The organism is Streptomyces sp. MMG1533 (genome assembly GCF_001279775.1).
Classification (GTDB): Bacteria; Actinomycetota; Actinomycetes; order Streptomycetales; family Streptomycetaceae; genus Streptomyces.
This window is the reverse complement of sequence record NZ_LGDG01000219.1, coordinates 24,032-48,219: the sequence shown is the minus strand read 5'-3', so window position 1 is coordinate 48,219 and position 24,188 is coordinate 24,032. Positions and strand designations below refer to the sequence as shown.

Genomic DNA, 24,188 nt, shown 5'->3' with positions numbered 1-24,188 from the left:
GCGGGCACGTACCGCGGTTGACGTGGACGAGGGTGAGGCAGGGGCGTGATCGCGCACAAGGTCGACCGGGTCAGGCAGCGCCGCTGGTCACCTCACGTCTTCGGGTTCGGCACGCGGTCACTGAAGGGCCTCGCCGCCGACGCGCCGCACGGGCACCGCGAGGGCTGGTCCCCGCCGTGGTCGCCGTACCGCTTCTGCGACCATCCGCCGCAGCCGGGCCTGTGGGCGGTCGAACCACATCCGGGCTTCCGGGGCACGGGCGCGAAGTTCGAGGAGATCCTGGTCGTCACCGACTCCGGGGACCCCGGGCAGAGCGCCTTCTGGCTGGACGACGATCTGCCGCACGTGCGGCGCTGGGCGGAGGACAAGTGACGTTGCCGACGAGTGTGCGGGAGCGCCGGGTGCGGACCGGCGGGGTCGAGCTGTGCGTCGCCGAACTGGGGAACCCCTCGGGGCCGACGGTCGTCCTGGTGCACGGCTATCCGGACAGCAAGGAGGTGTGGTCCGGGATCGCGTCCCGGTTGGCCGAGCGCTTCCATGTGGTGATGTACGACGTCCGCGGCCACGGCCGCTCCACCGCACCGCAGCCGCTGCGCGGAGGGTTCACGCTGGAGAAGCTGACGGACGACTTCCTGGCCGTCGCGGACGCGGTCAGCCCGGACCGGCCGGTGCACCTGGTGGGGCACGACTGGGGCTCGGTGCAGGCCTGGGAGTTCGCCACGGTCAAGCGCACCGAGGGCCGGATCGCGTCCTTCACCTCGATGTCCGGGCCGTCCCTCGACCACTTCGGCCACTGGATCAACAAACGCGTCAAGCGCCCCACCCCGCGCCGGGTCGGCCAGCTGCTCGGCCAGGGTGCCAAGTCCTGGTACGTCTACCTGCTGTACACGCCTGTGCTGCCCGAGCTGGCCTGGCGCGGTCCGCTCGGCAAGTACTGGCCGAGGATCCTGGAGCGCGTCGAGAAGATCCCCGGCGACGGCTACCCGACCTCGTCGCTGCCGACGGACGCGGCGCACGGGGCGTGGCTGTACCGGGACAACGTCCGGGCCCGACTGCGCCGCCCGCGGACGGACGCGTACGCGCACGCGCCCGTGCAGCTCATCACGCCCCTGGGGGACGCGTTCCTCTCGGAGAAGCTCTACGACGACTTGGAGCTGTGGGCTCCGCAGCTGACCCGGCGCACCATTCCGGCCAGGCACTGGGTCCCCCGCTCCCGGCCCGACCAACTGGCATCCTGGATCTCGGAGTTCGTGACCTCGGTGGAGGGCGGAAGGCCGGATGCCGTGACGGCGACCGGCCGTCACGCCGACCGGTTCGGCGGACAGCTCGTGCTGGTCACCGGTGCGGGCAGCGGCATCGGGCGGGCCACGGCGCTCGCGTTCGCCGAGGCCGGCGCGCGCGTGGTGGCCGTCGACCGGGACGCCGAGGCAGCGGTCCGCACCGCCGAACGTTCCCGGCTGGTCGGCGCGCCCGAGGCCTGGGCCGAGACGGTCGACGTCTCCGACGAGCAGGCCATGGAGAAGCTCGCCGAGAAGGTCGCCGCCGAGTACGGCGTGGTGGACGTCCTGGTGAACAACGCCGGCATCGGCCTGTCCGGGTCCTTCTTCGACACCACCCCGCAGGACTGGAAGAAGGTTCTCGACGTCAACCTGTGGGGCGTGATCCACGGTTGCCGGCTCTTCGGCAAGCAGATGGCCGACCGCGGCCAGGGCGGCCACATCGTCAACACCGCGTCGGCGGCGGCGTACCAGCCCTCCAAGGCGCTGCCCGCCTACAGCACCTCCAAGGCGGCCGTGCTGATGCTGAGCGAGTGCCTGCGCGCGGAGCTGGCCGGCCGGGGCATCGGCGTGACCGCGGTGTGTCCCGGGTTCGTGAACACCAACATCACCTCGACCGCGCGCTTCGCCGGGGTCGACGCAGCCGAGGAGAAGCGGCGCCAGAAGCGGACCGCCCGCCTGTACGGACTGCGGAACTACCCGCCCGAGAAGGTCGCCGACGCGATCCTGCGGGCGGTGGTGCGGAACGAGGCGGTGGTCCCGGTGACGCCCGAGGCGCGCGGCGCCCTCCTCATGTCCCGTTTCACGCCCAGGGCACTGCGGGCGATCGCCCGCCTGGAGCCACCGCTGTGAGCGCACGGATCACCCCGCGCAGGGCCTCCTTCGACTGGTCGCGCACGCCTCTGCACCGGATCCCCGGCGAGCCGACCGCAACGCATGTGATCGATGTGCTGCACCTGTTGCTGCCGGCGGGGGAGCGGTGGTTCGTGCGGGTCTTCAGGGAAGGTCTCCCGCTCGTCGGAGACCCCGAACCGCCCGCCGAGGGCAGGGGCTTCATGGGCCAGGAGGCCATCCGCCACGACCCGCAACTCGCAGGCCGCCTGCGCCACTCCCTCGCCGAGCACGAAAGGGCCGTACGCAAGGGCCTGTTGCCCCCGTGGCGGGAACTGGGCGCGGCGATACCCCGTTACTTCCGGCGGCCCTACCACCCGTCGCAGGAGGGGTCGTTGAGCCGGGCGGTGCAGTACCTGAAGAGGTCACCGGCGGCGAGGGCGGCGGCCTCGTGACGGACGGCGCCCGGGGCTCCGGCCGCCGCGCCGGGGATTCCGGGCACCGGGCCGAGGCCCCCGCCTACCGGATCGAGGATCTGGCGCACCTCAGCGGCGCCACGGTCCGGACCATCCGCGCCTACCAGGATCGCGGGCTGCTCCCCCGCCCGGAGCGCCGTGGCCGCGCCAACGTCTATGCGGACGCCCACCTCGTGCGCCTGCGCCAGATCGCCGATCTCCTCGACCGCGGCTACACGCTGGCCTCCGTCAAGGAGCTCCTGGAGGCGTGGGACGCGGGCCGGGGCCTGGGCGGGGTGCTCGGTCTGGTCGCCGAGGTGGACGGTCCGTGGACCGACGAGGAGGCGGTACGGATCTCGCGCGCCGAGTTGGACGAGCGGTTCGGCGGTGTCCCCGACGACGCGGCGATCGCCGAGGCCGTGCACCTGGGCGTGCTGGAGCCGGTCCCCGGCGACGACGACTCCTTCCTCGTGCCGAGCCCCCAAGAGCTGGCGGTGGCCGCCGAGTTGCATGCGGCGGGGGTGCCGTTGTCCGCGATCTCGTGCCATCTGCGGGAGTTGAGGAGTCGGGTCGAGCACATCGCCGCCCGTTTCCTGGAGTTCACGACCGAGCACGTCTTCGCCCGCTACCTGGACGGACCGCACCGCCCGACGGACGCGGACGCGGCAGAAGCGGCCTCACTCGTACGACGGCTGCGACCGCTGGCACAGCAGACGGTGGACGCGGAACTCGCCCGGGCCATGCGGTTGTTGGCCGTGCGGCATCTGCGGGAGCACCTCGGCGCAGGGGACGTCCCGACACCCGCCGATCGGACACGTGATGTGGCGATCCCCGCGGAGACAATGCGGGCTGTCGAGAGTCTGGTTGGGGCCGAGCAGGCTGCGGAGTTCATCGCGCTGGCCGCCGAACGGGAGGTGCGGGCACGGTCCTTGGACCGACTTGCCACAAGTTACGGCGCATCAGACGATCTTGGCGAAACGCCTTGAATCCAAGGGCAGTTGTCCACAGAACCGCCAATTCCCCTGTGGATAACTGTACTTGGCTGTGGATCAAACATCCGGAGCAAAATCATTCGCGTGATTCACATCTCGCGCGGCAGGCTGGTGGGGTGGATGAAAGACGCACCGTGAAGGTGTCCAAGTACCTGTCGAAGCACCTGCGTCATCAGCCGGAGCGGATCGGGTTGATCCTCGACGACGCCGGCTGGGTGGAGATCGACACGCTGATCGCCGCGGCCGCCGCGCACGGCTTCCGGTTCACGCGCGAGGAACTCGACCACGTGGTCGAGTCCAACGACAAGCGGCGCTTCGCGATCGACGGCACGCGGATCCGCGCCAGCCAGGGCCACAGCATCGACGTCGACCTCGGGCTGACCCCGGCGACCCCGCCGGCGTACCTCTACCACGGCACCGTGGCCCGCTCCCTGGACGCGATCCGCGCCGAGGGCCTGCGGCCCATGAACCGGCACGACGTGCACCTCTCATCCGACCGCGAGACCGCGACCCGCGTGGGCGCCCGCCGCGGCAGCCCGGTCGTGCTCTCGGTGGACGCGGGCGCCATGCACCGCGACGGCCATGTCTTCCACGTCAGCGCGAACGGGGTGTGGCTGACGAAGGCGGTCCCGCCGCGGTACCTGCGGTTCCCAGAACCCCGTTGAGGCTTGCATGATCGGTGGTATGGACCACTTGCCCACCACCGAAGCCGCCGTCACCGCCCTCCGGATCATCGCCGCGGAGTACGCCCGTGAGATCGAGGTGACCCACGACGTCGGGGCCGACCAGACCTCGCGCCGAAGCGCCGCGGGCGTCGGCGTCACCACCGACGCGGACGGATCCCTGCCGCACGAGGCGTTCGTCGAGTTCGGCGGGCTGCCGCGGGTGAGCGTGCGGCTCTATCCCGAGGACGACGCGCTGATCGAGGTCGAGGGCATCCAGTGCCCCGATGTCGCGCGCGACGACGTGCCGGCCTTCCTCCGCTCCGTCTTCGGCGACCTCGCCCATGTCAGGGGCCGCCGTTTCCCGCCGGGCTACTTCCTGATCGTGCCGCTGACCGGCGACCGTACGCACAGGGAGTACATGCCGATGATCAACCTCAGCCCATGGCTGAGCGGGCGCGCGCGATGACCGTCGGTGACCGTTTCACGTGAAACACGTGCGTCCGCATACGCTCGGATACATGAGTCTGCGTCTGAGCACCGTGATCCTCCCGTACCGCCGCTGGAACGAAGGCGGCCGTTCGGCATGGACGCGTGCCGAGCAGCTCGGCTTCCACACCGGGTACACGTACGACCACCTGTCCTGGCGGAGCTTCAGGGACGGGCCCTGGTTCGGTGCCGTGCCGACGCTGACCGCCGCCGCGGCCGTCACCGACGATCTCCGCCTGGGCACGCTGGTGACCTCGCCGAACTTCCGGCACCCGGTGACCCTCGCCAAGGAGCTGATCTCCCTCGACGACATCTCCGGCGGGCGGGTGACGCTCGGTATCGGCGCGGGCGGCACCGGCTTCGACGCCACCGCACTCGGGCAGGAGCCGTGGACCCCACGCGAGCGTGCCGACCGCTTCGCCGAGTTCGTGCAGCTGCTGGACCGGCTGCTGATCGAAGACAGCCCCAGCGGAGTGTCGTACGAGGGCGACTACTACTCGGCGCACGAGGCGCGCAACATCCCGGGCTGCGTACAGCGCCCCCGGCTGCCCTTCGCGGTGGCAGCGACCGGGCCGCGCGGGCTCAGGCTCGCCGCGCGCTACGGGCAGGCATGGGTGACCACCGGCGACCCCAAGCTGTACGAGAACGGCACTCCTGAACAGTCGGTTCAGGCCATTCGCGGACAGGCCGAGAGGCTGGCCGACGCGTGCGCCGCGATCGGCCGTGACGTGAGCTCCGTCGACAAGATCCTGCTCACCGGCTTCACCCCGGACCGCGGCCGTCCACTCCAGTCCCTGGACGCGTTCGTGGACTTCGCGGGGCGCCACCGGGAGCTGGGCTTCACCGAGATCGTGATCCACTGGCCCATCCCCGACTCGGACTTCGCAGCCGACGAGAAGGTCTTCGAGCAGATCGCCATGGAGGCGCCGGGGCAGCTGCGCTGACCTGGACGACCTGCCGTCTGTGCCTGATCTGTACCTCATCTGTGCGGACTCCCGCACGGGCGTGCAGGCATATGCGTGAGAATGGCCGGGTGACCTCAGCGACCCGAGAGCCCGAGACCCCGGCCGCCGCCCTTCCGCCGCGGCTGATCGCCACCGACCTCGACGGCACCCTGCTGCGCGACGACAAGTCGGTGTCCCCGCGCACGGTCGCGGCCCTCGCCGCCGCCGAGGAGGCCGGCATCGAGGTCTTCTTCGTCACCGGCCGCCCGGCCCGCTGGATGGACGTGGTCAGCGAGCACGTCCACGGTCACGGCCTGGCGATCTGCGGCAACGGCGCCGCGGTGGTCGACCTCCACGGCGGCCCCGGCACCCACCGGTTCGTGAAGGTCCGCGAGCTGGCACGGGAGAACGCGCTGGATGCCGTGCGGCTGCTGCGCGACGCGGCACCGGGCACGGTCTACGCGGTCGAGCAGACCTACGGCTTCTACCAGGAGCCGGACTATCCGAAGCTGCACATGGAGATCCCGGACTCCCTCGCGCCGGCCGAGGACCTGCTGACACCGGATGGGCCCGGTGCCGGCGAGCCGGTCCTGAAGATCCTCGCGTACCACCCCGAGATCGACCCGGACGCATTCCTCACCCTGGCCCGCCTCGCGATCGAGGACCGGGCCAACGTCACCCGCTCCAGCCCCAGCGCCCTGCTGGAGATCAGCGGCCCCGGCGTCTCCAAGGCCAGCACGCTCGCCCTGTGCTGCGCCGAGCGCGGCATCTCGCACGAGCAGGTCGTCGCCTTCGGGGACATGCCGAACGACGTCGAGATGCTCACCTGGGCGGGACGGTCGTACGCGATGGGCAACGCACACCCGGACGTGCTCGCGGCGGCGTCGGGGCGGACGGTCGCCAACAACGAGGACGGGGTGGCGGTCGTGATCGAACGGCTGCTGGCGGAACACGCGTAGCCCCGGCCGCGTTCGTGGCTCCTATCCCAGCGGGACCCCTCGCGCCGACAGCCACGACGCCGGGTCCACCGCCGAACCCGTCTCCGGAGTGACCCGCACCTCGAAGTGCAGGTGCGGGCCGGTGGAGTTGCCGGTCGTACCGGACTGCCCGATCCACTGTCCGGGGCTCACCCGCTCGCCCTGGTCGACGGTGACGGCGGCGAGGTGGGCGTACTGCGTGTAGTAGCCGCCCGCGTGCTGGAGCACGACCTCGATGCCGAAGGGACCCCCGCAGGACACCTTCACCACGCGCCCCTCGCCCACCGCCCGCACCGGCGTCCCGATCGGCACCGCGAAGTCCTGCCCGGTGTGCCGGTTCGCCCAGCGCTCACCACCGCTGCCGAATCCCGCGGACAGTTCGTACGTCTCCACGGGGGCGACCCAGGTGCTCGTGAGGCCGGTCTGCGGCTGGTCCAGCCGGACGGCACCGCGGCACGAACCGGCCGCGACGGAGGCGTCGGCCTCGCCCTGCAACTGCCACCGTGCCTGTTCGAGCTTCGCCTCGATGCCCTTCTTCAGGTCGGCGAGTTCAGTGTTCCGCCGGTGCAACCGCTGCCAGGTCGTGGCAGCCTTGGCCTCGTCCGCGGCGAGCCGCTCCTCGGCCCGGCGGCTCTTGTCGATCGCGTTGTTGACGGCGAGATCCGCCTTCCACACGGCCCGCTGACCACGCATCAGCTCGTCGGGGCTGTCCGCCAGGATCATCTGCGCGGTGATCGGAAGGCCGCCACCGCTGCGGTACTGGGCGCGCGCGATCCGGCCCAGGTCCTCGTGCAGTACGGCGATCCCCTGCCGTTCCCGGTCCAGCAGCGCCTCGAAGCGCTGGGCCTGCGCCCGCTGCACCTCGGCCTCCTGCCGCCCCGCCTCGTACTGCTGCGTCGCCACCGCCGCGTCCTCGTACAGCCGGACCACCTGGGTGTTGAGCCCGGCATCGGCGGCGCTGTCTGTGTCCTCGCCGTCGTCGGCGGCGTAGGAAGTGCCCATGGGGCGGGCCGCGATCACGGCGAACGCGCACAGCAGCGCCGGAACGAGCAGCGGGTGACGGCGAGGTGAGCGCATGTCAGCGATCCTGGCCCGCGCGGCGGGCCGAGGCCCTGTTCAAGTCGTCCGGCTGGGGGACGGGTTGCCGCAGATGGGCTAGTGGGGCGTCACTGCGGAGAAGCCTCGGATCCCCGTCAGTGGGGGCACCTCCCGCATCACCGTCGTACCGGCGCGGCCTGTTCCCGTACCGGGCCCGTGCAGCCGACGCCGTCGTCCGCGACCGTCAGCCGGACACCGGGCCGTCCGTCCGTCCGGCAGGCAGGCAGGCAGGCAGGCAGGCAGGCTCACGGTCGCGTCGACGGCGACGTCGATCCGGCGCTCGCGCTGCTGGGCGGCCTCGTACAGCCTTCTCCGTGTTTCCGAAGATCTCGCCCCGCACGCCGATGGGGATGCCGAGGAAGCCCCGCATCGGCGGATGGTGCTCGGGGAAGCCGCACGAGCGCCGGTCGAGGTTCAGGGCCGGGCCCCGGATCGGCTCCGGGTCGCGGATGAGGGGCGCCCAGCAATTCCTTGCGCCCGTCGGGCAGCCGCCCGGTCTTCCGGGCGGTCGCCGTGTCGGCCCCTGGCGGACGAAGTCGACGAGACCGTCCCCGTCCTCGGCGACGACGCCGATCGCCGCGTACCGGGCGCCGGTCAGGGCTGCCGCGGTCTCGCAGCTCCGGTCCGGTGTGGAGTGCGGTTCCAGGCCTCTGCCTGCGGACCGCATCGCCTCCAGCAGTTGCGGCAGCCGCACGGCACGGTCGGCCGACAGGCCGTGGGCGGACGTCGGAGGGCCGGAGAGGGGCGCGGCGCACACGCACCGAGCCCGATTGGCCCCATTCGATTCAGAGAGTCGAGCCCGTGTCGGACGCGGTGTCGTGCGGGCCGGCTGCCTACCGCACCCCCACCAACAGATCCGCCTGCTCCTCCCGCTCCACCATCCCCCGCAACGGCCCCTCCACAGCGGCCAGCTCCGCATACGGCCCCTGCTGCACCACACGTCCCGCGTCCAGGACGACCACCTCGTCCACCGCCTCCAGGCCGGCCAGCCGGTGGGTGATGAGCAGTGTCGTACGGCCCTCGGTGGCGGCCAGCAGATCGGCGGTGAGCGCGTCCGCCGTCGGCAGATCGAGATGCTCGGCGGGCTCGTCGAGCACGAGGACGGGAAAGTCGGCCAGCAGCGCCCGGGCCAGCGCGAGCCGTTGCCGCTGCCCGCCGGACAGCCTCGCCCCGTGCTCGCCGACCAGTGTGTCGAGCCCGTCGGGCAGGCCGTCGGCCCAGTCGAGCAGGCGGGCCCGCCTCAGCGCGTCGCGCAGCTCGTCCTCGGTGGCGTCCTTCCTGGCAAGGAGAAGGTTCTCGCGCACCGAGCTGTCGAAGAGGTGCGCGTCCTGCGCGCACAGCCCGACGAGCCGCCGTACGTCGTCGCCGTCCAGGGCGTACGCGTCCACGCCGCCGAGCGTGTACGAGCCCGCGTCCGCGTCCAGGAAGCGCAGCAGCACCTGCGCGAGCGTCGACTTGCCGGACCCGGACGGCCCGACCACGGCGATCCGGCGGCCCTCCTCCAGGGTCAGGTCGAGCCCGGCGAGCGCGTCCCGGTCCTGCCCGGCATGACGGGCGGCAAGCCCCTTGACCATGACCGGGAACGGCGACGCGGGCGCCTGCCGGGGCCGCTCCGGTTCCTGTACGGGCTGGGGCGCGTCCAGTACCTCGTACACGCGCTCCGCGCTCCTGCGCACCCGCTGCCGGTACTGCACTGCGAGGGGCAGCCCGAGTACGCCCTCGAAGGCGGCCAGCGGGGTGAGGACGACGACGGCCATCGCCACCCCGCCCAGCCTGCCGTCGACGACCGCCTGGGCGCCCACGAGGGCGGCTGCGGCGACGGTCAGGCCGGAGAGGAGCGCGGTGAGTCCGTCGCCGAGCGCGGTGGCGGTGGCAGCGCGTGAGGCGATCCGGGTGAGCACCTCGTCGGCCCGCCGTGCCTCGGCACTACGTCCGGGCAGAGCTCCGGCGACGGTCAACTCGGCCGTCCCGGTGAGCAGATCGGTCACGCGCGTGGCCAGCGCTCCTCGGGCCGGGGCCAGTCTGCGTTCGGCCCGGCGGGCCACGGCGCCGGTGATCAGCGGGACACCCGCCCCGGCCGTCAGCAGTCCGGCGGCGAGCACCGCGCCGGCCTCTGGCAGCAGCCAGGCCGTGAAGCCGACGGACGCGGCGGACACGACCACCGCGGCGCCGGCGGGCAGCAGCCAGCGCAGCCAGTAGTCCTGCAGCGCGTCCACATCGGCAACGAGCCGCGACAGCAGATCACCGCGGCGGGTCTGCCGAAGCCCGGCGGGCGCCAGCCGCTCCAGACGTCGGTACACGGCGACCCGGGTGTCGGCCAGCATCCGCAGCACGGCGTCGTGCGACACCAGCCGCTCCGCGTACCGGAAGACCGCCCGCCCGATCCCGAAGGCCCGCGTGGCCGTCACGGCCACCATCAGATAGAGCACGGGCGGCTGCTGCGAGGCCCGCGAGATGAGCCACCCGGAGGTGGCCATGAGGCCGACGGCACTGCCGAGCGCGAGGCTCCCGAGCAGCAGGGCGAGCGCGAGCCGCCCGCGCCGGGCTCCGGACATGGAACGAACTCGGGCGAGGACACCACGGCTGCCCGCCACCGGCACCATCGTCTCGGGTGCGTCGGGAGCCAGCGCCGGTTCAGTCTCGATCGTGCGGACCTCAGCCGCCCTGAGAGGGGCCTCCATGCGGGCGGGGGACACCGGTTCCGCCAGCCGCACCACCCGGTCCGCCACCGACAGCAGCGCCGGGCGGTGCACCACCAGCAGGACCGTCCGGCCCACCGCCAGCCGCCGCACCGCCTCCACGACCTCGGCCTCGGTGGCCCCGTCGAGCGCCGCCGTCGGCTCGTCGAGCAGCAGCACGGGCCGGTCGGCGAGGAACGCCCGGGCCAGCGCGAGCCGCTGCCGCTGGCCGGCTGACAGCCCGGCCCCGTCCTCACCGAGCACGGTGTCGGCACCCTGGGACAGCGCGTCCACGAACTCCAGCGCACCGGCGTCCCCCAACGCCCGCCGTACGGCAGCCTCGTCGGCGTCGGGCCGGGCAAGACGTACGTTCTCGGCGATCGTCCCGGCGAACACGTGAGGCCGCTGCGGCACCCAAGCGATCCGCGCCCGCCACTGCTCCAGGTCGGCCTCGGCGAGATCGACTCCCCCGGCCAGGACCCGTCCGTCGCCGGGCCGTACAAAGCCCAACAGCACGTTCAGCAGCGTCGACTTGCCCGCACCGCTCGGCCCGACGAGCGCGACCGTCTCCCCGGGCTCGACGGCGAAGGACACGTCCGCCACAGCGTCCCCGGACCTCCCCGGGTAGCGGACCGTGACTCCCTCGAAGGACAGGCCCCCCGACGGCACGGCAGCGGAACCCGGCTTCGGCACCGGCGTCTCCAGCACCGAGAAGATCTCCTCGGCAGCCGCGAGGCCCTCCGCCGCGGCGTGGTACTGCGCCCCCACCTGGCGCAGCGGCAGATACGCCTCCGGCGCCAGTACGAGGATGACCAGACCGATGTACAGGTCCATGTCGCCGTGTACGAGGCGCATGCCGATCGTCACGGCGACGAGTGCCACGGAGAGCGTGGCGAGCAGCTCCAGCGCGAAGGAGGAGATGAAGGCGATCCGCAGCGTCCGCATGGTCGCCTGCCGGTACTCGCCGGTGATGCGCCGGATGGACTCGGCCTGTGCCTTGGCCCGCCCGAACACCTTCAGGGTCGGCAGTCCGGCGACCACGTCGAGGAAGTGCCCGGAGAGCCGGGACAGCAGCCGCCACTGCCGGTCCATCCGGGACTGCGTGGCCCAGCCGATGAGCACCATGAAGACCGGGATGAGCGGCAGGGTGCCGACGATGATGGCCGCCGAGACCCAGTCCTCGGTGACGATCCGCGCCAGCACGGCCACCGGTACGACCAGCGCGAGCCCCAACTGCGGGAGGTAGCGCGAGAAATAGTCGTCGAGGGCGTCGACTCCCCTCGTGGCGAGGGCGACCAGCGAGCCGGTCCGCTGCCCGCTCAGCCACCCCGGGCCCAGCGCGACCGCACGCTCCAGCAGCCTCCTGCGCAGCTCCGACTTCACCGCGGCACTCGCGCGGTGCGCGGCCAGTTCGGTGAGCCAGGAGACGAGCGCACGGCCGAGGGCGACAGCCGTCAACAGCAGCAGGGGAGTCCTGAGTTCGCCGACTGCCATGCCGTGCTGGAAGGCGCCCACCACCACCTCGGCGATGAGCATCGCCTGCGCGATGACGAGCCCCGCACCGACGACACCCAGTCCGACGACCGCCACCAGGAAAAACCGGGTGGCGCGGGCGTAGCGGAGGAGACGCGGATCGATCGGTTTCACGTGACACATGCCCTTCGGTCCAGGAGGTGTGGTTCCTTGTGTTTCACGTGAAACATCGCGAAACCATGGTGCACCACACCCCCTGTCGGACTCAGTGAGCGGCCTCGGCGGCGATGTGCTGCGTACCGATCCGCTTGCGGAACACCCAGTAGGTCCAGCCCTGGTAGAGCATGACGATCGGCGTGGCGATCGCCGCGCACCAGGTCATGATCTTCAAGGTGTACGGGCTGGACGAGGCGTTGGTGACCGTGAGGCTCCAGTCCTCATTGAGCGAGGACGGCATGACGTTCGGGAAGAGCGTCAGGAAGAGCATCGCCACGGCGGCCACGATAGTGACCCCGGACAGCGCGAACGACCAGCCCTCTCGCCCGACCTGGTTCGCCACGAGCGCGGCGACCAGTGCGGCCACCGCCACGACGAGCGCGACCAGGCTCTTGCCGTCACCACCTTCGATCTGCGTCCACAGCAGGAAGACCAGAGCCAGCACAGCCGTGGCGAGACCGACTCCCGTCGCCAGCTTCCGCGCCCGTTCCCGGATGTCGCCGAGGGTCTTGAGCGCCGTGAACACCGCACCGTGGAAGGTGAACAGCGTCAGCGTCACCAGGCCGCCGAGCAGGGCGTACGGGTTGAGCAGGTCCCAGAAGTTGCCGACGTACTCGAAGTTCCGGTCGATCTTCACGCCGTGCACGATGTTGCCGAAGGCCACGCCCCACAGGAACGCCGGGATCAGCGAGGTCCAGAAGATCGCGTGTTCCCAGTTGCGCTGCCAGTTCTCCTCGGGCCGCTTCACCCGGTACTCGAAGGCGACGCCCCGGACGATCAGGCAGACCAGGATGATCAGCAAGGGCAGGTAGAAGCCCGAGAAGAGCGTGGCGTACCACTCGGGGAAGGCGGCGAAGGTCGCGCCGCCGGCCGTGAGGAGCCACACCTCGTTGCCGTCCCAGACGGGGCCGATGGTGTTGATCAGCACCCGCCGTTCGGGCCGGTCACGCGCCAGCAGCTTGGTGAGGATGCCCACCCCGAAGTCGAAACCCTCCAGGAAGAAGTACCCGGTCCACAGGACGGCGATGAGTACGAACCAGACGTCGTGAAGTTCCATGACTGTGCAGCTCCCTCGGCCTAGTACGAGAAGGCCATCGGCTTGTCGGCGTCACGGGAGTCGCCGCCGATCTTCGTGGGCGGGTTGAGGTCGGCCTCGGTGAGTTCGGGCGGGCCGGCCTTGACGTACTTCGCGAGCAGCCTGACCTCGATCACGGCGAGGATGGCGTACAGGCTGGTGAAGACGATCATCGAGGTGAGGACCTCGCCCTGGGAGACGCCGGGGGAGACCGCGTCCCGGGTCTGCAGGACGCCGTAGACGACCCACGGCTGACGGCCCATCTCGGTGAAGATCCAGCCCCAGGAGTTGGCGATCAGCGGGAAGGCCAGGGTCCAGATCGCGATGCGCCAGTACCACGTGGTGAGCTTCGGGCCGAGCGGCTTCTTCCTGAAGAGGACCAGATGCGGCACCTCGTCGTCGCCGACCCTGAGGTGCTGCGGCAGCAGGAACTTCTTGCGGGTCAGCCAGAGTCCGGCCAGCCCGATGGCGAAGGACGACATGCCGAAGCCGATCATCCAGCGGAAGCCCCAGTAGGCGACCGGGATGTTGGGCCGGTAGTCGCCGGGCCCGAACTTCTCCTGCTCCAACTTGTTGACGTCGTTGATGCCGGGCACGTACGAGCTGAAGTCGTCCTTGGCCAGGAAGGACAGCAGTCCCGGAATCTCTATGGCGACCTTGTTGTGGCCGGCGTCGACGTCGCCGTAGGCGAAGACGGAGAACGGGGCGGGCGCCTCGCCGTCCCACAGCGCCTCGGCGGCGGCCATCTTCATCGGCTGCTGCTCGTACATGATCTTGCCGAGGGTGTCGCCGCTGACCGCGGTGAGCAGACCGCCGACGGCGACGGTGACCAGGCCGAGCCGCAGCGAGGTCTTCATCTCGCGGATGTGCTTCTTGCGCAGCAGGTGGAAGGCGGAGATGCCGACCATGAAGGCGCCGCCGGTGAGGAAGGCCGCGGAGAGCGTGTGGAAGGCCTGGGCGAGTGCGGTGTTCTGGGTCAGCACCAGCCAGAAGTCGGTGAGCTCGGCCCGGCCCTTCGCCTCGTTGATCTTGTAGCCGACCGGGTGCTGCATCCACGAGTTGGCCGCGAGGATGAAGTACGCCGACAGGATCGTGCCGATCGAGACCATCCAGATACAGGCCAGATGGATCTTCTTGGGAAGCTTGTCCCAGCCGAAGATCCACAGGCCGATGAAGGTCGACTCGAAGAAGAAGGCGATCAGCGCCTCGAAGGCGAGCGGGGCACCGAAGATGTCACCGACGAAGCGCGAGTAGTCGGACCAGTTCATGCCGAACTGGAACTCCTGCACGATGCCGGTGACGACACCCATCGCGATGTTGATCAGGAAGAGCTTGCCCCAGAACTTGGTGGCCCTGAGGTACTTCTCCTTCTCCGTGCGCACCCACGCGGTCTGCAGTCCGGCCGTGAGAGCGGCCAGCGAGATCGTCAGGGGAACGAACAGGAAGTGGTAGACGGTGGTGATGCCGAACTGCCAGCGCGCCAATGTCTCCGGCGCTAGAGCCAGGTCCACGTCGTCAGTCTCCTTAGGTCGCCGTGGTCACAGCGGCAGTTTGTCCCTTGTATTACACACATCACGGGACCAACCGGGACACGTTTGTGAACGCGTTCACATTCACAAGCAATTATGACGCACCAATTTTCGACATACGAAGGGGGGTCCCCTTAGCGGAGGCCCCCCTGGCGGCACCCGGCTTGGAGCGGGCTCCACAGCTCCTCGGCACCGCGCTTCAGAGCTCCTTGCGGAACCCCTCCGCCACCTTCAGGAGGATGTCGTTCGCCTCGTTCTCCCCGACGGTGACCCGCACGCCCTCGCCCGGGAACGGCCGGATCACCACGCCCGCCTGCTCGCACGCCGCCGCGAACGCGACCGTGTGCTCCCCCAGCCGCAGCCACACGAAGTTGGCCTGGGTCTCCGGCACCGTCCAGCCCTGGGCGCGCAGCGCCTCGACCACGCGTGTGCGCTCGCACACCAGTGAGCCGACCCGGCCGAGCAGCTCGTCCTCGGCCTGCAGCGAGGCGATCGCCGCGTCCTGTGCGAGCTGGCTCACGCCGAACGGCACGGCCGTCTTGCGCAGCGCCGCCGCCACCGGCTCGTGGGCGATCGCGAAGCCGACGCGAAGGCCGGCGAGGCCGTACGCCTTGGAGAACGTGCGCAGCACACAGACGTTCGGCCGCTCGCGGTACAGCTCCACGCCGTCCGGCACCTCGGCATCGCGGATGAACTCGCGGTAGGCCTCGTCGAGCACGACCAGGACATCACCCGGCACCCGGTCGAGGAAACGCTCCAGCTCCGCCCGCCGCACCACCGTGCCCGTCGGGTTGTTGGGGTTGCAGACGAAGATCAGTCGGGTCCGGTCGGTGATCGCGTCCGCCATGGCGTCCAGGTCGTGCACATCGCCCGGCGTCAGCGGTACCTGCACCGACGTCGCACCGCTGACCTGCGTGATGATCGGGTACGCCTCGAACGACCGCCAGGCGTAGATCACCTCGTCGCCGGGGCCGGAGGTCGCCTGGACCAGCTGCTGGGCCACGCCGACCGAGCCGGTGCCGGTGGCCAGGTGGGAGAGGGGGACGGCGAAGCGGTCGGACAGCTCGTTCATCAGGCCCGTGCACGCCATGTCCGGATAGCGGTTGAACGACGAGGCCGCGGCCGTCACGGTCTCCATCACGCCGGGCAGCGGCGGATAGGGGTTCTCGTTGGAGGACAGCTTGTAGGCCACCGGGCCACCGGCCGCCGCCGGCTTGCCCGGCTTGTAGGTGGGGATCCCCTCCAGCTCGGCGCGCAGCTTCGGGCTCGTCTCGCTCACCGCAGTCCTCCTCGCGACCACCGACGGCCCATCACCACCGCCGGCTTCCAATACTCCTCACCTTATGAGGATTCGGCGCGGCTGCGTACAGGTCGGCGTCGACCTCATCCGCCACGCCCGCATCAGGGGCATCACCGCACGAAGGCGCACGAACCTGAGGGGCGCTGTCACATATATCTACGCGCCGGTGGCTCACGCCCTGGCGCGCATCGCTCGTAAAGGTGAGTTGAGACCTCTTCGAAACATGGGCCCCTTGGCAGGCTTGCACGGGCCGACAAGTCACGTCCTGATATTGAAGGGTTCAACTCCCTTGCATTCAAAGGGATTTGACGCCTGATGACCTTGCAGAAACGTGCCTGTCAACGCGTGCATATGCGTCCGCCCTACCCCACCGCATGAGCCCTACTATCGGCTCGCCATGACAGCAGCAGGGAAGCACCAGGTGAGCCGCGCGGAAACCTCACGTCGAGGAAGCCGGCCGGGCCGGGCGGGCATCAGAGACGTCGCCGCCGCCGCCGGAGTCTCCATCACAACCGTCTCCGACGCCCTCAACGGGAAGGGCAGGCTCCCGGACGCCACCCGCCGGCATGTCCGCGAGGTCGCCGACCGGCTGGGCTACCGCCCGTCGGCCGCCGCCCGCACACTCCGTACCGGCAAGTCGGGACTCATCGGCCTGACCGTGACGACGTACGGGGATGAACCTTTCACCTTCACCGAGTTCGCGTACTTCGCCGAGATGGCGCGCGCCGCCACCTCGGCCGCGCTCGCCCGCGGCTACGCCCTCGTCATCCTCCCCGCGACCTCCCGCCACGACGTGTGGTCGAACGTCGCTCTGGACGGCACGGTCGTCATCGACCCGTCCGACCAGGACCCAGTCGTCAGCGAACTGGTCCGGCAGGGTTTACCGGTCGTCTCCGACGGCCGCCCGGCCGGCGCGCTTCCGGTCACCGCCTGGGTCGACAACGACCACGAGGCCGCCGTACTCGGCATCCTCGACCATCTGGCCGAGGCCGGCGCCCGCCGCATCGGCCTGCTGACGGGCACCACGACGGACACGTACACCCACCTGTCGACCACCGCGTACCTGCGCTGGTGCGAGCGCGTCGGCCAGGATCCGGTGTACGAGGCCTATCCGGCGCACGATCCGTGCGCGGGCGCCGTCGCCGCCGACCGGCTGCTCGCCCGCCCCGACCGGCCCGACGCCGTGTACGGACTGTTCGACCCGAACGGCACCGACCTGCTCGCCGCCGCCCGCCGCTACGGGATGCGCGTACCGGACGACCTGCTTCTGGTCTGCTGCAGCGAGTCCACCGTGTACGCCAACACCGAGCCACCCGTCACCACGCTCTCCCTGAAGCCGCGGCGCATCGGCACCGCGGTGGTCCAGCTCCTCATCGACGCCATCGAGGGGGTGGAGTCGGACCAGCCGGTCGAGCAGGTGATACCGACCGAACTGATCGTGCGTACCTCGTCCCAGCGACGTCCTCCTCGGACGACCGTCAGCCCGCCGCGGTCGCCCGAAGGGAAGTAGCGCGCGGACGACCGGAGCGGGAAAGCGCGTTCCCCGGGGCGGGGCAAGGGCAATCGCCAGGAGGTCGAAGCCCTGCCCAATCGGGGCGAAAGCCGCGATGAACTGGAGTCTTGCTCCGATTCACCACCCCTGGGTCATCACATGGCGCGATCCGCATTCCTATGATGGGCCCACGACACCGCGGGCCGCTGCGACCAGGCAGTCCGAAGCGGTGCAGATGCGGCGTGATGGTGGAGGGGTCTGATGACTCAGGGGGCCGGTCAGGGACCCGAGGTGGAGCGGGCGGCGACGTTGCGCGACTTCCGGGTGCCCGCGTACGTCCACGAGACCGGTCCGTACCCCCCTGACGCGCCCGTCGGCGAGGCCGTGCGACCGGTCGAGGAGCCGGTGGACCACCCCGAGGGGTACACGCCGACCGAGCGCGACCTGCCGGTCATCAACCGGGGTGACACCTTGCAGGTGCGCATCGACCCCGCGGCCGTACCCGACCCGCAGCCGACGACCGGCCCCGGGCCGCTGTACGTCGTCGGAGACGTGCACGGCTACATCGACGAGCTGGTGGCAGCCCTCCAGGAGAAGGGCCTCGTCGACTCCGCGGGGAACTGGTGCGCGGGCACCGCCCGGCTGTGGTTCCTGGGCGACTTCACCGACCGCGGGCCCGACGGCATCGGCGTCATCGACCTTGTGATGCGGCTGTCCGCCGAGGCCGCCGCGGCCGGCGGCTACTGCAAGGCCCTCATGGGCAACCACGAGCTGCTGCTGCTCGGCGCCAAGCGGTTCGGCGACACCCCCGTCAACTCCGGCGCGGGCACCGCCACCTTCCAGGCGGCCTGGCTGCTCAACGGCGGCCAGAAGAGCGACATGGACCGCCTCCAGGACCACCACCTCCAGTGGATGGCCCGCCTCGATGCTGTCGAGGAGGTCGACGGCCATCTGCTCGTCCACTCCGATACCACCGCGTATCTCGACTACGGCCGCTCCATCGAAGAGGTCAACGACACCGTCCGCGAGACGATCACGCGCAACGACGCGGACGAGGTGTGGGACCTGTTCCGCAAGTTCACCAAGCGCTTCTCCTTCCGCGACGAGGGCGGCGCCGAAGCCGTGCGCTCCCTGCTCGACACGTACGGCGGCACCCGCATCGTTCACGGCCACAGCCCCATTCCGTACCTCCTGGGCGAGGTCGGCTCCGAAGAGGGCGAGGACCCGGCCACGCCCCTGGTCGAGGGACCACACGTCTACGCCGACGGACTCGCCATCGCGATGGACGGCGGAGTGACCATGGCCGGAAAGCTGCTGGTCCAGCAACTTCCTCTGGATATCTGAACGTTCACAGGGCAGGCGTCCCCCCATGACGGACTGATCGACGACGGCGCTGGCCAAAGGGCATTTTCGGTAAACCCCCTGTCACGGCGTGCCGTCATCGCTCTACCATCGGCTTATCCGTAGCAGGCTCCCCTCCGTTTCTGCCCGACGGCTCGTCAGCGTGCGAGCCCCAAGCCCTACGGAGCATCGGGGGATGCACATGAACAGCGTTCCGCAGCACCTGCTGAGCGAGGACCGCCAGGAATACGAGCGGATCCTCGACGAGGCGCTGCGCTCCGCCCCACACCGTCCTGAACTGGCCGCTGTCGGTCAGCGGCTCAACCCGGAACAGCTGCGCACCATGGCGCTCAACGCCACCGCACTCATCACGGCGGCCGCGGCGACCGAGTACCAGCACTATGTGAAGGTCCGCGAGGAACTGCGCCAACCGGCGCCGTCCACCCCGTCGTCCACGCGCGAAACCGGCTCCGCGGAACCGGGCGCGAGCACGATGGGGCTCGCCACCACCATGGGAGAGGTCGCCGAGACCGGCGCGGGTGCCGTCGCCGTCGTCGCGGTCCTGGCACCCGTCCTCGCCGGAACGGCCGCGGCGATCTTCCTGCTCGTGGGCTACATCCTGAAGATGCTCGATCCCGAACCGGCGTTCGCCCAGACCATGCTCACCACCGGATGGGTGTTCGGCGCGATGACCGCGGCCGCGATTCTCGTCGCCGCAGTCGGACTGCTGCTCACCGCGTTGCGCAACCGGCCCTCACTCGAAGCAGGGCCGTACGGCGTGATGAGCGAGGAGGTGGCTCGGGCCAAAGAAGCCTGGCGCGAGGCACTGTTGGAGCGCGGGGTCCTGCCGTTCCTTCGGGAGGCGCTCGCGGACCCCGGCAGTGCCGCGCTGCGCCGCACGGCACCGCCGGCGCCGACCAGCCGTATGCCACACCTCGGCTACGACCGTCCGGGCTTCAGCAGCCCGGACGACGGCGCCCCGGGTTCGCGCCCCAGCTTCACGAGCCCGGACTACACCAGCCCGGACTTCGGGGGGCCGGAACACCAGCCGGAGTAGCCGGAGCAGCCCCTCGGCTTGCGCCCCCGCCCTGGGGAGCGCAAGCCGAACTTCCGGCGCAGGATCGGCTGCTCGCAGGGCGAGCTGCCTAGAGACGCCTGACGACCTGCGCCTCCGCGCGTTCGACAGGCGTACGGCCGAAGGCATGCACGAGAGAGAGGTGGAACAGCGCCGGCGCCAAGGGCGCCCATCGATGGACGCGGTCCTCCCGCAGCATGTACCTGGCCACCGCTGCCGGTCGGAAGGGCACGTACTCGATGGTCTGGTGCTCCCATCGGTCCGCGACGCCCCTGCTCATACGCGCCTGGAGATCAGAACTCCGCAGTTCCGTGAGCCTGGCGTAGAAGTGGCCGCTCCAGTGGCGCTTACCGGTGTCCAGCACGAAGGCCAGCAGTTCGAGCGAGGACTCGTGCGGTTCCAAGGACAGCTCCTCGCGCATCCCCCGGCGCGCCAAGGCATACAGATCCGGTGCGTTCCTCCCTGACGAGTCGATGTGCCGTGACAGGCCCTCGTTGACGGAGGAGTTCCAGACGCCCGGTGCCATGCGCACCCGGTCGCTGCGCTGACTGACCACCAGCATGTCGTCCGCGGTGACCACCGCGATGTTGACGGCGAAGCTGCACTGCAGGAAGGCCGGGGCCTTCATCGGCTCATCCGGATCCAGGTAGCGGGCCCGGGGTGAGGTGCCGTCGGGAAGCCGACGGTCGAGCTGCTGAGCGGCCAGGAACGTGTAGTAGTCGGTCGGACGCAGCCGCAGGTGGACCTCGGGCTTCTCCTCGAAGGCGGTACGGGAGATGTCGACCGACTCGACCGCGTACCGCGGCCCGTTCCACAGCGGGGTCCGGCCTTCGGCCCGCAGCCGCTCGCTCTCTTCGGTGATCTCGTCGCGCCAGCCGACCATGTCCGACGGCAACTCCACCTCGCCGTCGAGCACATGCACGTACACCGACTCCGGGGAGATCGGCGACTCGCCGTCGCCTTCGACGATGAGGGCAGATGTCTGCAGAGGCCCCAGTGAGAACGTGCGCCAGGCGGGCCCGGACTCCTCCTTCCGTCTCAGACTGCGTACGGCGCCGGCCGACCGCCGACGCAGCCTGTACCAGGCGTCCTGCAAGGGCTGTTGGAGCAGTACCGCGAACAGCATGCCGATGAAGGCGCCCACCACTCCGTTGACAACGTCTATCCCACTCACACGAGAGACAGTAGGGATCTTGGTGAGGCCGAGCGCCGTCGTAGTCCTTCCGTTACCGGAGCAGGGGGCTGTCGCACGCCGGCTTGCCCCCTGCCCGGTCGGTCATCGGCTCAGTCGGTGATCGGCAGGTACACCCTGTTGCCCGCCGCCGCGAATTCCTTGGACTTCTGCGCCATGCCTTCCTCGACCTCCTCCTGGCTGCCGCCGTGCCGGCGGCGGATGTCCTGGGAGATCTTCATCGATGGAAGGATCAGCCCGGAGTCGACCGATACCGAACCTCGCTCCCCGATCCGTGATCGGATACCCCCTGGCTACCGCATGTCGGAATCACTAGCGTCGGCTTTCTCATCCACACCTGTCCGGGGGGACTCATGCAAGCGCGCACGACACGGCTGACGACAAGAGCCGTAGCAACTGTCATCGGGGGGTTCCTCGCGTCAGGGTGTGCCCCGACGCAGGAGCCGAAGGCCGCTGCTGAAGCCTCGTCCACGACGCCTTCGGCCAAGGCCGCGGTGACACCCCTGACGATGGCTCAACTCAAGGACCTCGCCTTCAAGGACGGAGAGGTCCCGCAAGCCCACGAGCCCATCGAGGTGAAGGAACCCCTGCCGCAAGGAAGTGGACGCTCCTTCCCGCCCATATCCGTACCTGCTTGCCAGCCACTCATCGACATCCGCAACGGCGAGGGGTCATTAGCTCACGTCTTCCAGAGATTCAACTGGAAGGAGAACATCATGGGCGGCAACTCGACACTCGCCTCCTATGAAGAGGACGAGGCCGAACAGCGCTTCGCGGAACTCAAGGAGGCCCCCGCCACCTGCCGGTCCTACGAGGGTGAGGGCTACGTCGGACCGTTCAAGGCGACGGTGGCCCCGGAGACACCGCCGCAGGTCGGCGAAGAGGCAGTGGCCTTCCGGGAGATCGTTCCCATGGGGCCGGAGCAACCCGGAGACCGCAACGAGCAGTTCATCGTGGTCCGTACGGGGAACACCATCGCCACTTTCTCCGAACTCAGCATGGGCGCAAGCCGCTCGTTCCCCACCGAGCTGATCAGTCGGCAGGTGGAACGGCTACGGAACGCGCAGCGACCCTGAGCACCGGCGAAAAGGCTGGCCGACGTCGTAGCCGCCGGCCAGCCTTCTGCCCAGGTCAGTCCACGAACGGCAGGTACACCCTGTTCCCGCTCGCCGCGAACTCCTTCGACTTCTGCAGCATCCCCTCAGCGACCTCCTCAGCCGTCGCATCCGCAGCCGCTGTACCGCCGAACTGCTTTGTGATGCTTTGGCTAATCTTCATCGAGCAGAACTTCGGCCCGCACATCGAGCAGAAGTGCGCCGTCTTGGCAGGCTCGGCCGGCAGTGTCTCGTCGTGGAACTCCCGTGCCGTGTCCGGGTCGAGGGCCAGATTGAACTGGTCCTCCCAGCGGAACTCGAAGCGGGCGTCCGACAGCGCGTCGTCCCACTCCTGCGCCCCTGGGTGCCCCTTGGCGAGGTCGGCTGCGTGGGCGGCGATCTTGTAGGTGATGACGCCGGTCTTGACGTCGTCACGGTTGGGCAGGCCCAGGTGCTCCTTGGGCGTGACATAGCAGAGCATGGCCGTGCCCCACCAGGCGATCATCGCGGCACCGATGCCGGAGGTGATGTGGTCATAGGCCGGAGCGACGTCCGTCGTCAGCGGGCCGAGCGTATAGAACGGAGCTTCATCGCAGATCTCCTGCTGAAGGTCGATGTTCTCCTTGATCTTGTGCATCGGGACATGCCCCGGGCCCTCGATCATGGTCTGAACGTTGAAACGCTTCGCGATCCGGTTGAGTTCCCCCAGCGTGCGCAACTCCGCGAACTGTGCCTCGTCGTTGGCGTCCGCGATCGAGCCCGGCCTGAGGCCGTCGCCGAGCGAGTACGTGACGTCGTAGGCGGCGAGGATCTCGCAGAGCTCCTCGAAGTTCTCGTACAGGAAGCTCTCCTTGTGGTGCGCGAGGCACCACGCGGCCATGATCGAGCCGCCGCGGGAGACGATGCCGGTCTTGCGGTTCGCGGTCAGCGGTACGTACGGCAGGCGCACGCCCGCGTGGACCGTCATGTAGTCCACGCCCTGTTCGGCCTGTTCGACGACCGTGTCCTTGTAGATCTCCCAGGTCAGTTCCTCTGCGCGCCCGTCGACCTTCTCCAGCGCCTGGTAGAGCGGAACCGTGCCGATGGGGACGGGGGAGTTGCGCAGCACCCACTCGCGGGTGGTGTGGATGTTGCGGCCGGTGGACAGGTCCATGACCGTGTCGGCGCCCCAGCGGGTCGCCCAGGTCATCTTCTCGACCTCCTCCTCGATGGAGGACGTCACCGCGGAGTTGCCGATGTTGGCGTTGACCTTCACCAGGAACCGCTTGCCGATGATCATCGGCTCGATCTCCGGATGGTTGACGTTGGCCGGCAGCACGGCTCGGCCCGCCGCGATCTCCTCCCGTACGACCTCGGGCGACACGTTCTCCCGGACGGCCACGAACTCCATCTCGGGGGTGATCTCGCCCCGGCGGGCATACGCGAGCTGTGTGACCGCGCTGCCGTCCCGGCCGCGGCGCGGCTGGCGCGGCCGGCCCGGGAAGACCGCGTCGAGGTTGCGCAGGCCGCCGCGTGGCGAGGTGTGCTTGATCCCGTCGTCCTCGGGACGGACGGGACGGCCCGCGTACTCCTCGGTGTCACCGCGGGCGGTGATCCAGTTCTCCCGCAGCGGCGGCAGGCCCCTGCGGACATCGGTCTCGGTGAGGGGATCGGTGTACGGGCCCGACGTGTCGTACAGAGTGACCGACTGCCCGTTGGTGAGGTGCACCTGACGGACCGGCACCCGCAGATCGGGGCGTGAGCCCTCGACGTACGCCTTGTGCCAGCCGACGGACTTCCCGCTCTCCTCGCTGTTCTCGTTCTGCGTGGAGGCAGGCGTGCGTGCGTCCTTGTTGGTCATGAGACCTGGCTCCCTACGCCGGCATTACCCGGTAACAGGTTCGGCGGTCGACGCAGCGGCTTCCGTCTGTCGACGTTTCGTGTGAAACATCACTCGCTTGTGGCGATGTTTCATGTGAAACATGACTGGGACGGAGGTCAGCGCCCTCTCAGCCCGGT

General features: G+C 69.8%; 19 protein-coding genes and 2 pseudogenes. 12 read left to right on the top strand and 9 right to left on the bottom strand.

All coding sequences use genetic code 11. The features are described from left to right. Positions 1-42: 42 nt before the first annotated feature. The 8 genes and pseudogenes from ADK57_RS24510 to ADK57_RS24475 all read left to right on the top strand — a co-directional run. Positions 43-372, top strand: a pseudogene (locus ADK57_RS24510) (Xaa-Pro aminopeptidase); the annotation flags it as partial. Beyond that, positions 369-2,129 carry an SDR family oxidoreductase gene (locus ADK57_RS24505; RefSeq protein ID WP_053751702.1) on the top strand — a complete coding sequence of 587 codons (1,761 nt, stop codon included), beginning with the start codon at positions 369-371 and terminating at the stop codon, positions 2,127-2,129. The pseudogene ADK57_RS24510 and the gene ADK57_RS24505, both read left to right, overlap by 4 nt. Beyond that, the gene (locus ADK57_RS24500; protein ID WP_053751701.1) at positions 2,126-2,563 is read left to right on the top strand and encodes a metal-dependent hydrolase; all 438 of its coding nucleotides are present in this window, start codon (positions 2,126-2,128) and stop codon (positions 2,561-2,563) included. Before ADK57_RS24505 ends, ADK57_RS24500 begins: the two co-directional genes overlap by 4 nt. Beyond that, positions 2,560-3,549, top strand: a complete 990-nt coding sequence (locus ADK57_RS24495; protein WP_053751700.1) for a MerR family transcriptional regulator — start codon at positions 2,560-2,562, stop codon at positions 3,547-3,549. Before ADK57_RS24500 ends, ADK57_RS24495 begins: the two co-directional genes overlap by 4 nt. A 122-nt stretch (positions 3,550-3,671) precedes the next feature. Further along, positions 3,672-4,220, top strand: a complete 549-nt coding sequence (locus tag ADK57_RS24490) for an RNA 2'-phosphotransferase (RefSeq protein ID WP_053751699.1) — start codon at positions 3,672-3,674, stop codon at positions 4,218-4,220. 7 nt (positions 4,221-4,227) lie between these two features. Continuing rightward, positions 4,228-4,686 carry a hypothetical protein gene (locus ADK57_RS24485; RefSeq protein WP_053751698.1) on the top strand — a complete coding sequence of 153 codons (459 nt, stop codon included), beginning with the start codon at positions 4,228-4,230 and terminating at the stop codon, positions 4,684-4,686. Between the two features lie 52 nt (positions 4,687-4,738). Further along, positions 4,739-5,650 carry an LLM class flavin-dependent oxidoreductase gene (locus ADK57_RS24480; protein ID WP_053751697.1) on the top strand — a complete coding sequence of 304 codons (912 nt, stop codon included), beginning with the start codon at positions 4,739-4,741 and terminating at the stop codon, positions 5,648-5,650. Between the two features lie 71 nt (positions 5,651-5,721). Then, positions 5,722-6,609: an HAD hydrolase family protein gene (locus tag ADK57_RS24475; protein ID WP_199830674.1), complete on the top strand. Its 888-nt coding sequence runs from the start codon at positions 5,722-5,724 to the stop codon at positions 6,607-6,609. Between the two features lie 21 nt (positions 6,610-6,630). Here ADK57_RS24475 and ADK57_RS24470 read toward each other — a convergent pair whose 3' ends face one another. The 6 genes from ADK57_RS24470 to hisC form a co-directional block, all read right to left on the bottom strand. Next, positions 6,631-7,704: a peptidoglycan DD-metalloendopeptidase family protein gene (locus ADK57_RS24470; RefSeq protein WP_053751695.1), complete on the bottom strand. Its 1,074-nt coding sequence runs from the start codon at positions 7,702-7,704 to the stop codon at positions 6,631-6,633. 205 nt (positions 7,705-7,909) lie between these two features. Next, a complete protein-coding gene (locus ADK57_RS24465; RefSeq protein ID WP_053751694.1) occupies positions 7,910-8,482 on the bottom strand; it encodes a GAF domain-containing protein in 573 nt (190 codons plus the stop codon). A 76-nt stretch (positions 8,483-8,558) separates the two neighbouring features. Continuing rightward, positions 8,559-12,059, bottom strand: a complete 3,501-nt coding sequence (gene cydD, locus ADK57_RS24460; RefSeq protein ID WP_078973308.1) for a thiol reductant ABC exporter subunit CydD — start codon at positions 12,057-12,059, stop codon at positions 8,559-8,561. An 82-nt stretch (positions 12,060-12,141) separates the two neighbouring features. Then, complete coding sequence (gene cydB / locus ADK57_RS24455) at positions 12,142-13,149, bottom strand: cytochrome d ubiquinol oxidase subunit II (protein ID WP_053751692.1); 1,008 nt, start codon at positions 13,147-13,149, stop codon at positions 12,142-12,144. Positions 13,150-13,169: 20 nt separating this feature from the next. Further along, entirely contained in the window at positions 13,170-14,678 is a 1,509-nt protein-coding gene (locus tag ADK57_RS24450) for a cytochrome ubiquinol oxidase subunit I (RefSeq protein WP_053751691.1), read from the bottom strand. 217 nt (positions 14,679-14,895) lie between these two features. Further along, a complete protein-coding gene (gene hisC / locus ADK57_RS24445) occupies positions 14,896-15,975 on the bottom strand; it encodes a histidinol-phosphate transaminase (protein WP_053751690.1) in 1,080 nt (359 codons plus the stop codon). A gap of 418 nt (positions 15,976-16,393) precedes the next feature. Here hisC and ADK57_RS24440 point away from each other — a divergent pair, with 418 nt between their 5' ends. The 3 genes from ADK57_RS24440 to ADK57_RS24430 all read left to right on the top strand — a co-directional run bounded on the left by ADK57_RS24440 (position 16,394) and on the right by ADK57_RS24430 (position 19,886). Then, a complete protein-coding gene (locus ADK57_RS24440) occupies positions 16,394-17,506 on the top strand; it encodes a LacI family DNA-binding transcriptional regulator (RefSeq protein ID WP_053751689.1) in 1,113 nt (370 codons plus the stop codon). A gap of 243 nt (positions 17,507-17,749) precedes the next feature. Next, on the top strand, positions 17,750-18,832 hold the full coding sequence (locus ADK57_RS24435) for a metallophosphoesterase (protein WP_053751688.1): 1,083 nt from the start codon (positions 17,750-17,752) through the stop codon (positions 18,830-18,832). A 193-nt stretch (positions 18,833-19,025) separates the two neighbouring features. Beyond that, the gene (locus ADK57_RS24430) at positions 19,026-19,886 is read left to right on the top strand and encodes a hypothetical protein (protein ID WP_053751687.1); all 861 of its coding nucleotides are present in this window, start codon (positions 19,026-19,028) and stop codon (positions 19,884-19,886) included. An 88-nt stretch (positions 19,887-19,974) separates the two neighbouring features. Here ADK57_RS24430 and ADK57_RS24425 read toward each other — a convergent pair whose 3' ends face one another. Both ADK57_RS24425 and ADK57_RS24420 read right to left on the bottom strand, forming a co-directional pair. After that, positions 19,975-21,078 (bottom strand): hypothetical protein, encoded by a 1,104-nt coding sequence (locus ADK57_RS24425; RefSeq protein ID WP_053751686.1) that lies wholly within the window; start codon positions 21,076-21,078, stop codon positions 19,975-19,977. A 110-nt stretch (positions 21,079-21,188) separates the two neighbouring features. Next, positions 21,189-21,320 (bottom strand): annotated as a pseudogene (locus tag ADK57_RS24420) (thiamine biosynthesis protein ThiC); the annotation flags it as partial. Positions 21,321-21,605: 285 nt separating this feature from the next. On the opposite strand from ADK57_RS24420, the gene ADK57_RS47800 reads away from it, so the two are divergent. After that, a complete protein-coding gene (locus ADK57_RS47800; protein ID WP_234390399.1) occupies positions 21,606-22,172 on the top strand; it encodes a hypothetical protein in 567 nt (188 codons plus the stop codon). Positions 22,173-22,227: 55 nt separating this feature from the next. Here the strand turns inward: ADK57_RS47800 and thiC are convergent, their stop codons facing one another. Then, entirely contained in the window at positions 22,228-24,030 is a 1,803-nt protein-coding gene (gene thiC / locus ADK57_RS24410) for a phosphomethylpyrimidine synthase ThiC (RefSeq protein ID WP_053751683.1), read from the bottom strand. Positions 24,031-24,188: the final 158 nt, after the last annotated feature.

What these genes read in the sequence shown, in the direction of transcription:
- ADK57_RS24485 (WP_053751698.1), top strand. Translation starts at nt 4,228, where the DNA reads ATGATCGGTGGTATGGACCACTTGCCCACCACCGAAGCCGCCGTCACC.
- ADK57_RS24480 (WP_053751697.1), top strand. Translation starts at nt 4,739, where the DNA reads ATGAGTCTGCGTCTGAGCACCGTGATCCTCCCGTACCGCCGCTGGAAC.
- ADK57_RS24475 (WP_199830674.1), top strand. Translation starts at nt 5,722, where the DNA reads ATGCGTGAGAATGGCCGGGTGACCTCAGCGACCCGAGAGCCCGAGACC.
- ADK57_RS24470 (WP_053751695.1), bottom strand. Translation starts at nt 7,704, where the DNA reads ATGCGCTCACCTCGCCGTCACCCGCTGCTCGTTCCGGCGCTGCTGTGC.
- cydD (WP_078973308.1), bottom strand. Translation starts at nt 12,059, where the DNA reads ATGTGTCACGTGAAACCGATCGATCCGCGTCTCCTCCGCTACGCCCGC.
- cydB (WP_053751692.1), bottom strand. Translation starts at nt 13,149, where the DNA reads ATGGAACTTCACGACGTCTGGTTCGTACTCATCGCCGTCCTGTGGACC.
- ADK57_RS24440 (WP_053751689.1), top strand. Translation starts at nt 16,394, where the DNA reads ATGACAGCAGCAGGGAAGCACCAGGTGAGCCGCGCGGAAACCTCACGT.
- ADK57_RS24435 (WP_053751688.1), top strand. Translation starts at nt 17,750, where the DNA reads ATGACTCAGGGGGCCGGTCAGGGACCCGAGGTGGAGCGGGCGGCGACG.
- ADK57_RS24430 (WP_053751687.1), top strand. Translation starts at nt 19,026, where the DNA reads ATGCACATGAACAGCGTTCCGCAGCACCTGCTGAGCGAGGACCGCCAG.
- ADK57_RS47800 (WP_234390399.1), top strand. Translation starts at nt 21,606, where the DNA reads ATGGCTCAACTCAAGGACCTCGCCTTCAAGGACGGAGAGGTCCCGCAA.
- thiC (WP_053751683.1), bottom strand. Translation starts at nt 24,030, where the DNA reads ATGACCAACAAGGACGCACGCACGCCTGCCTCCACGCAGAACGAGAAC.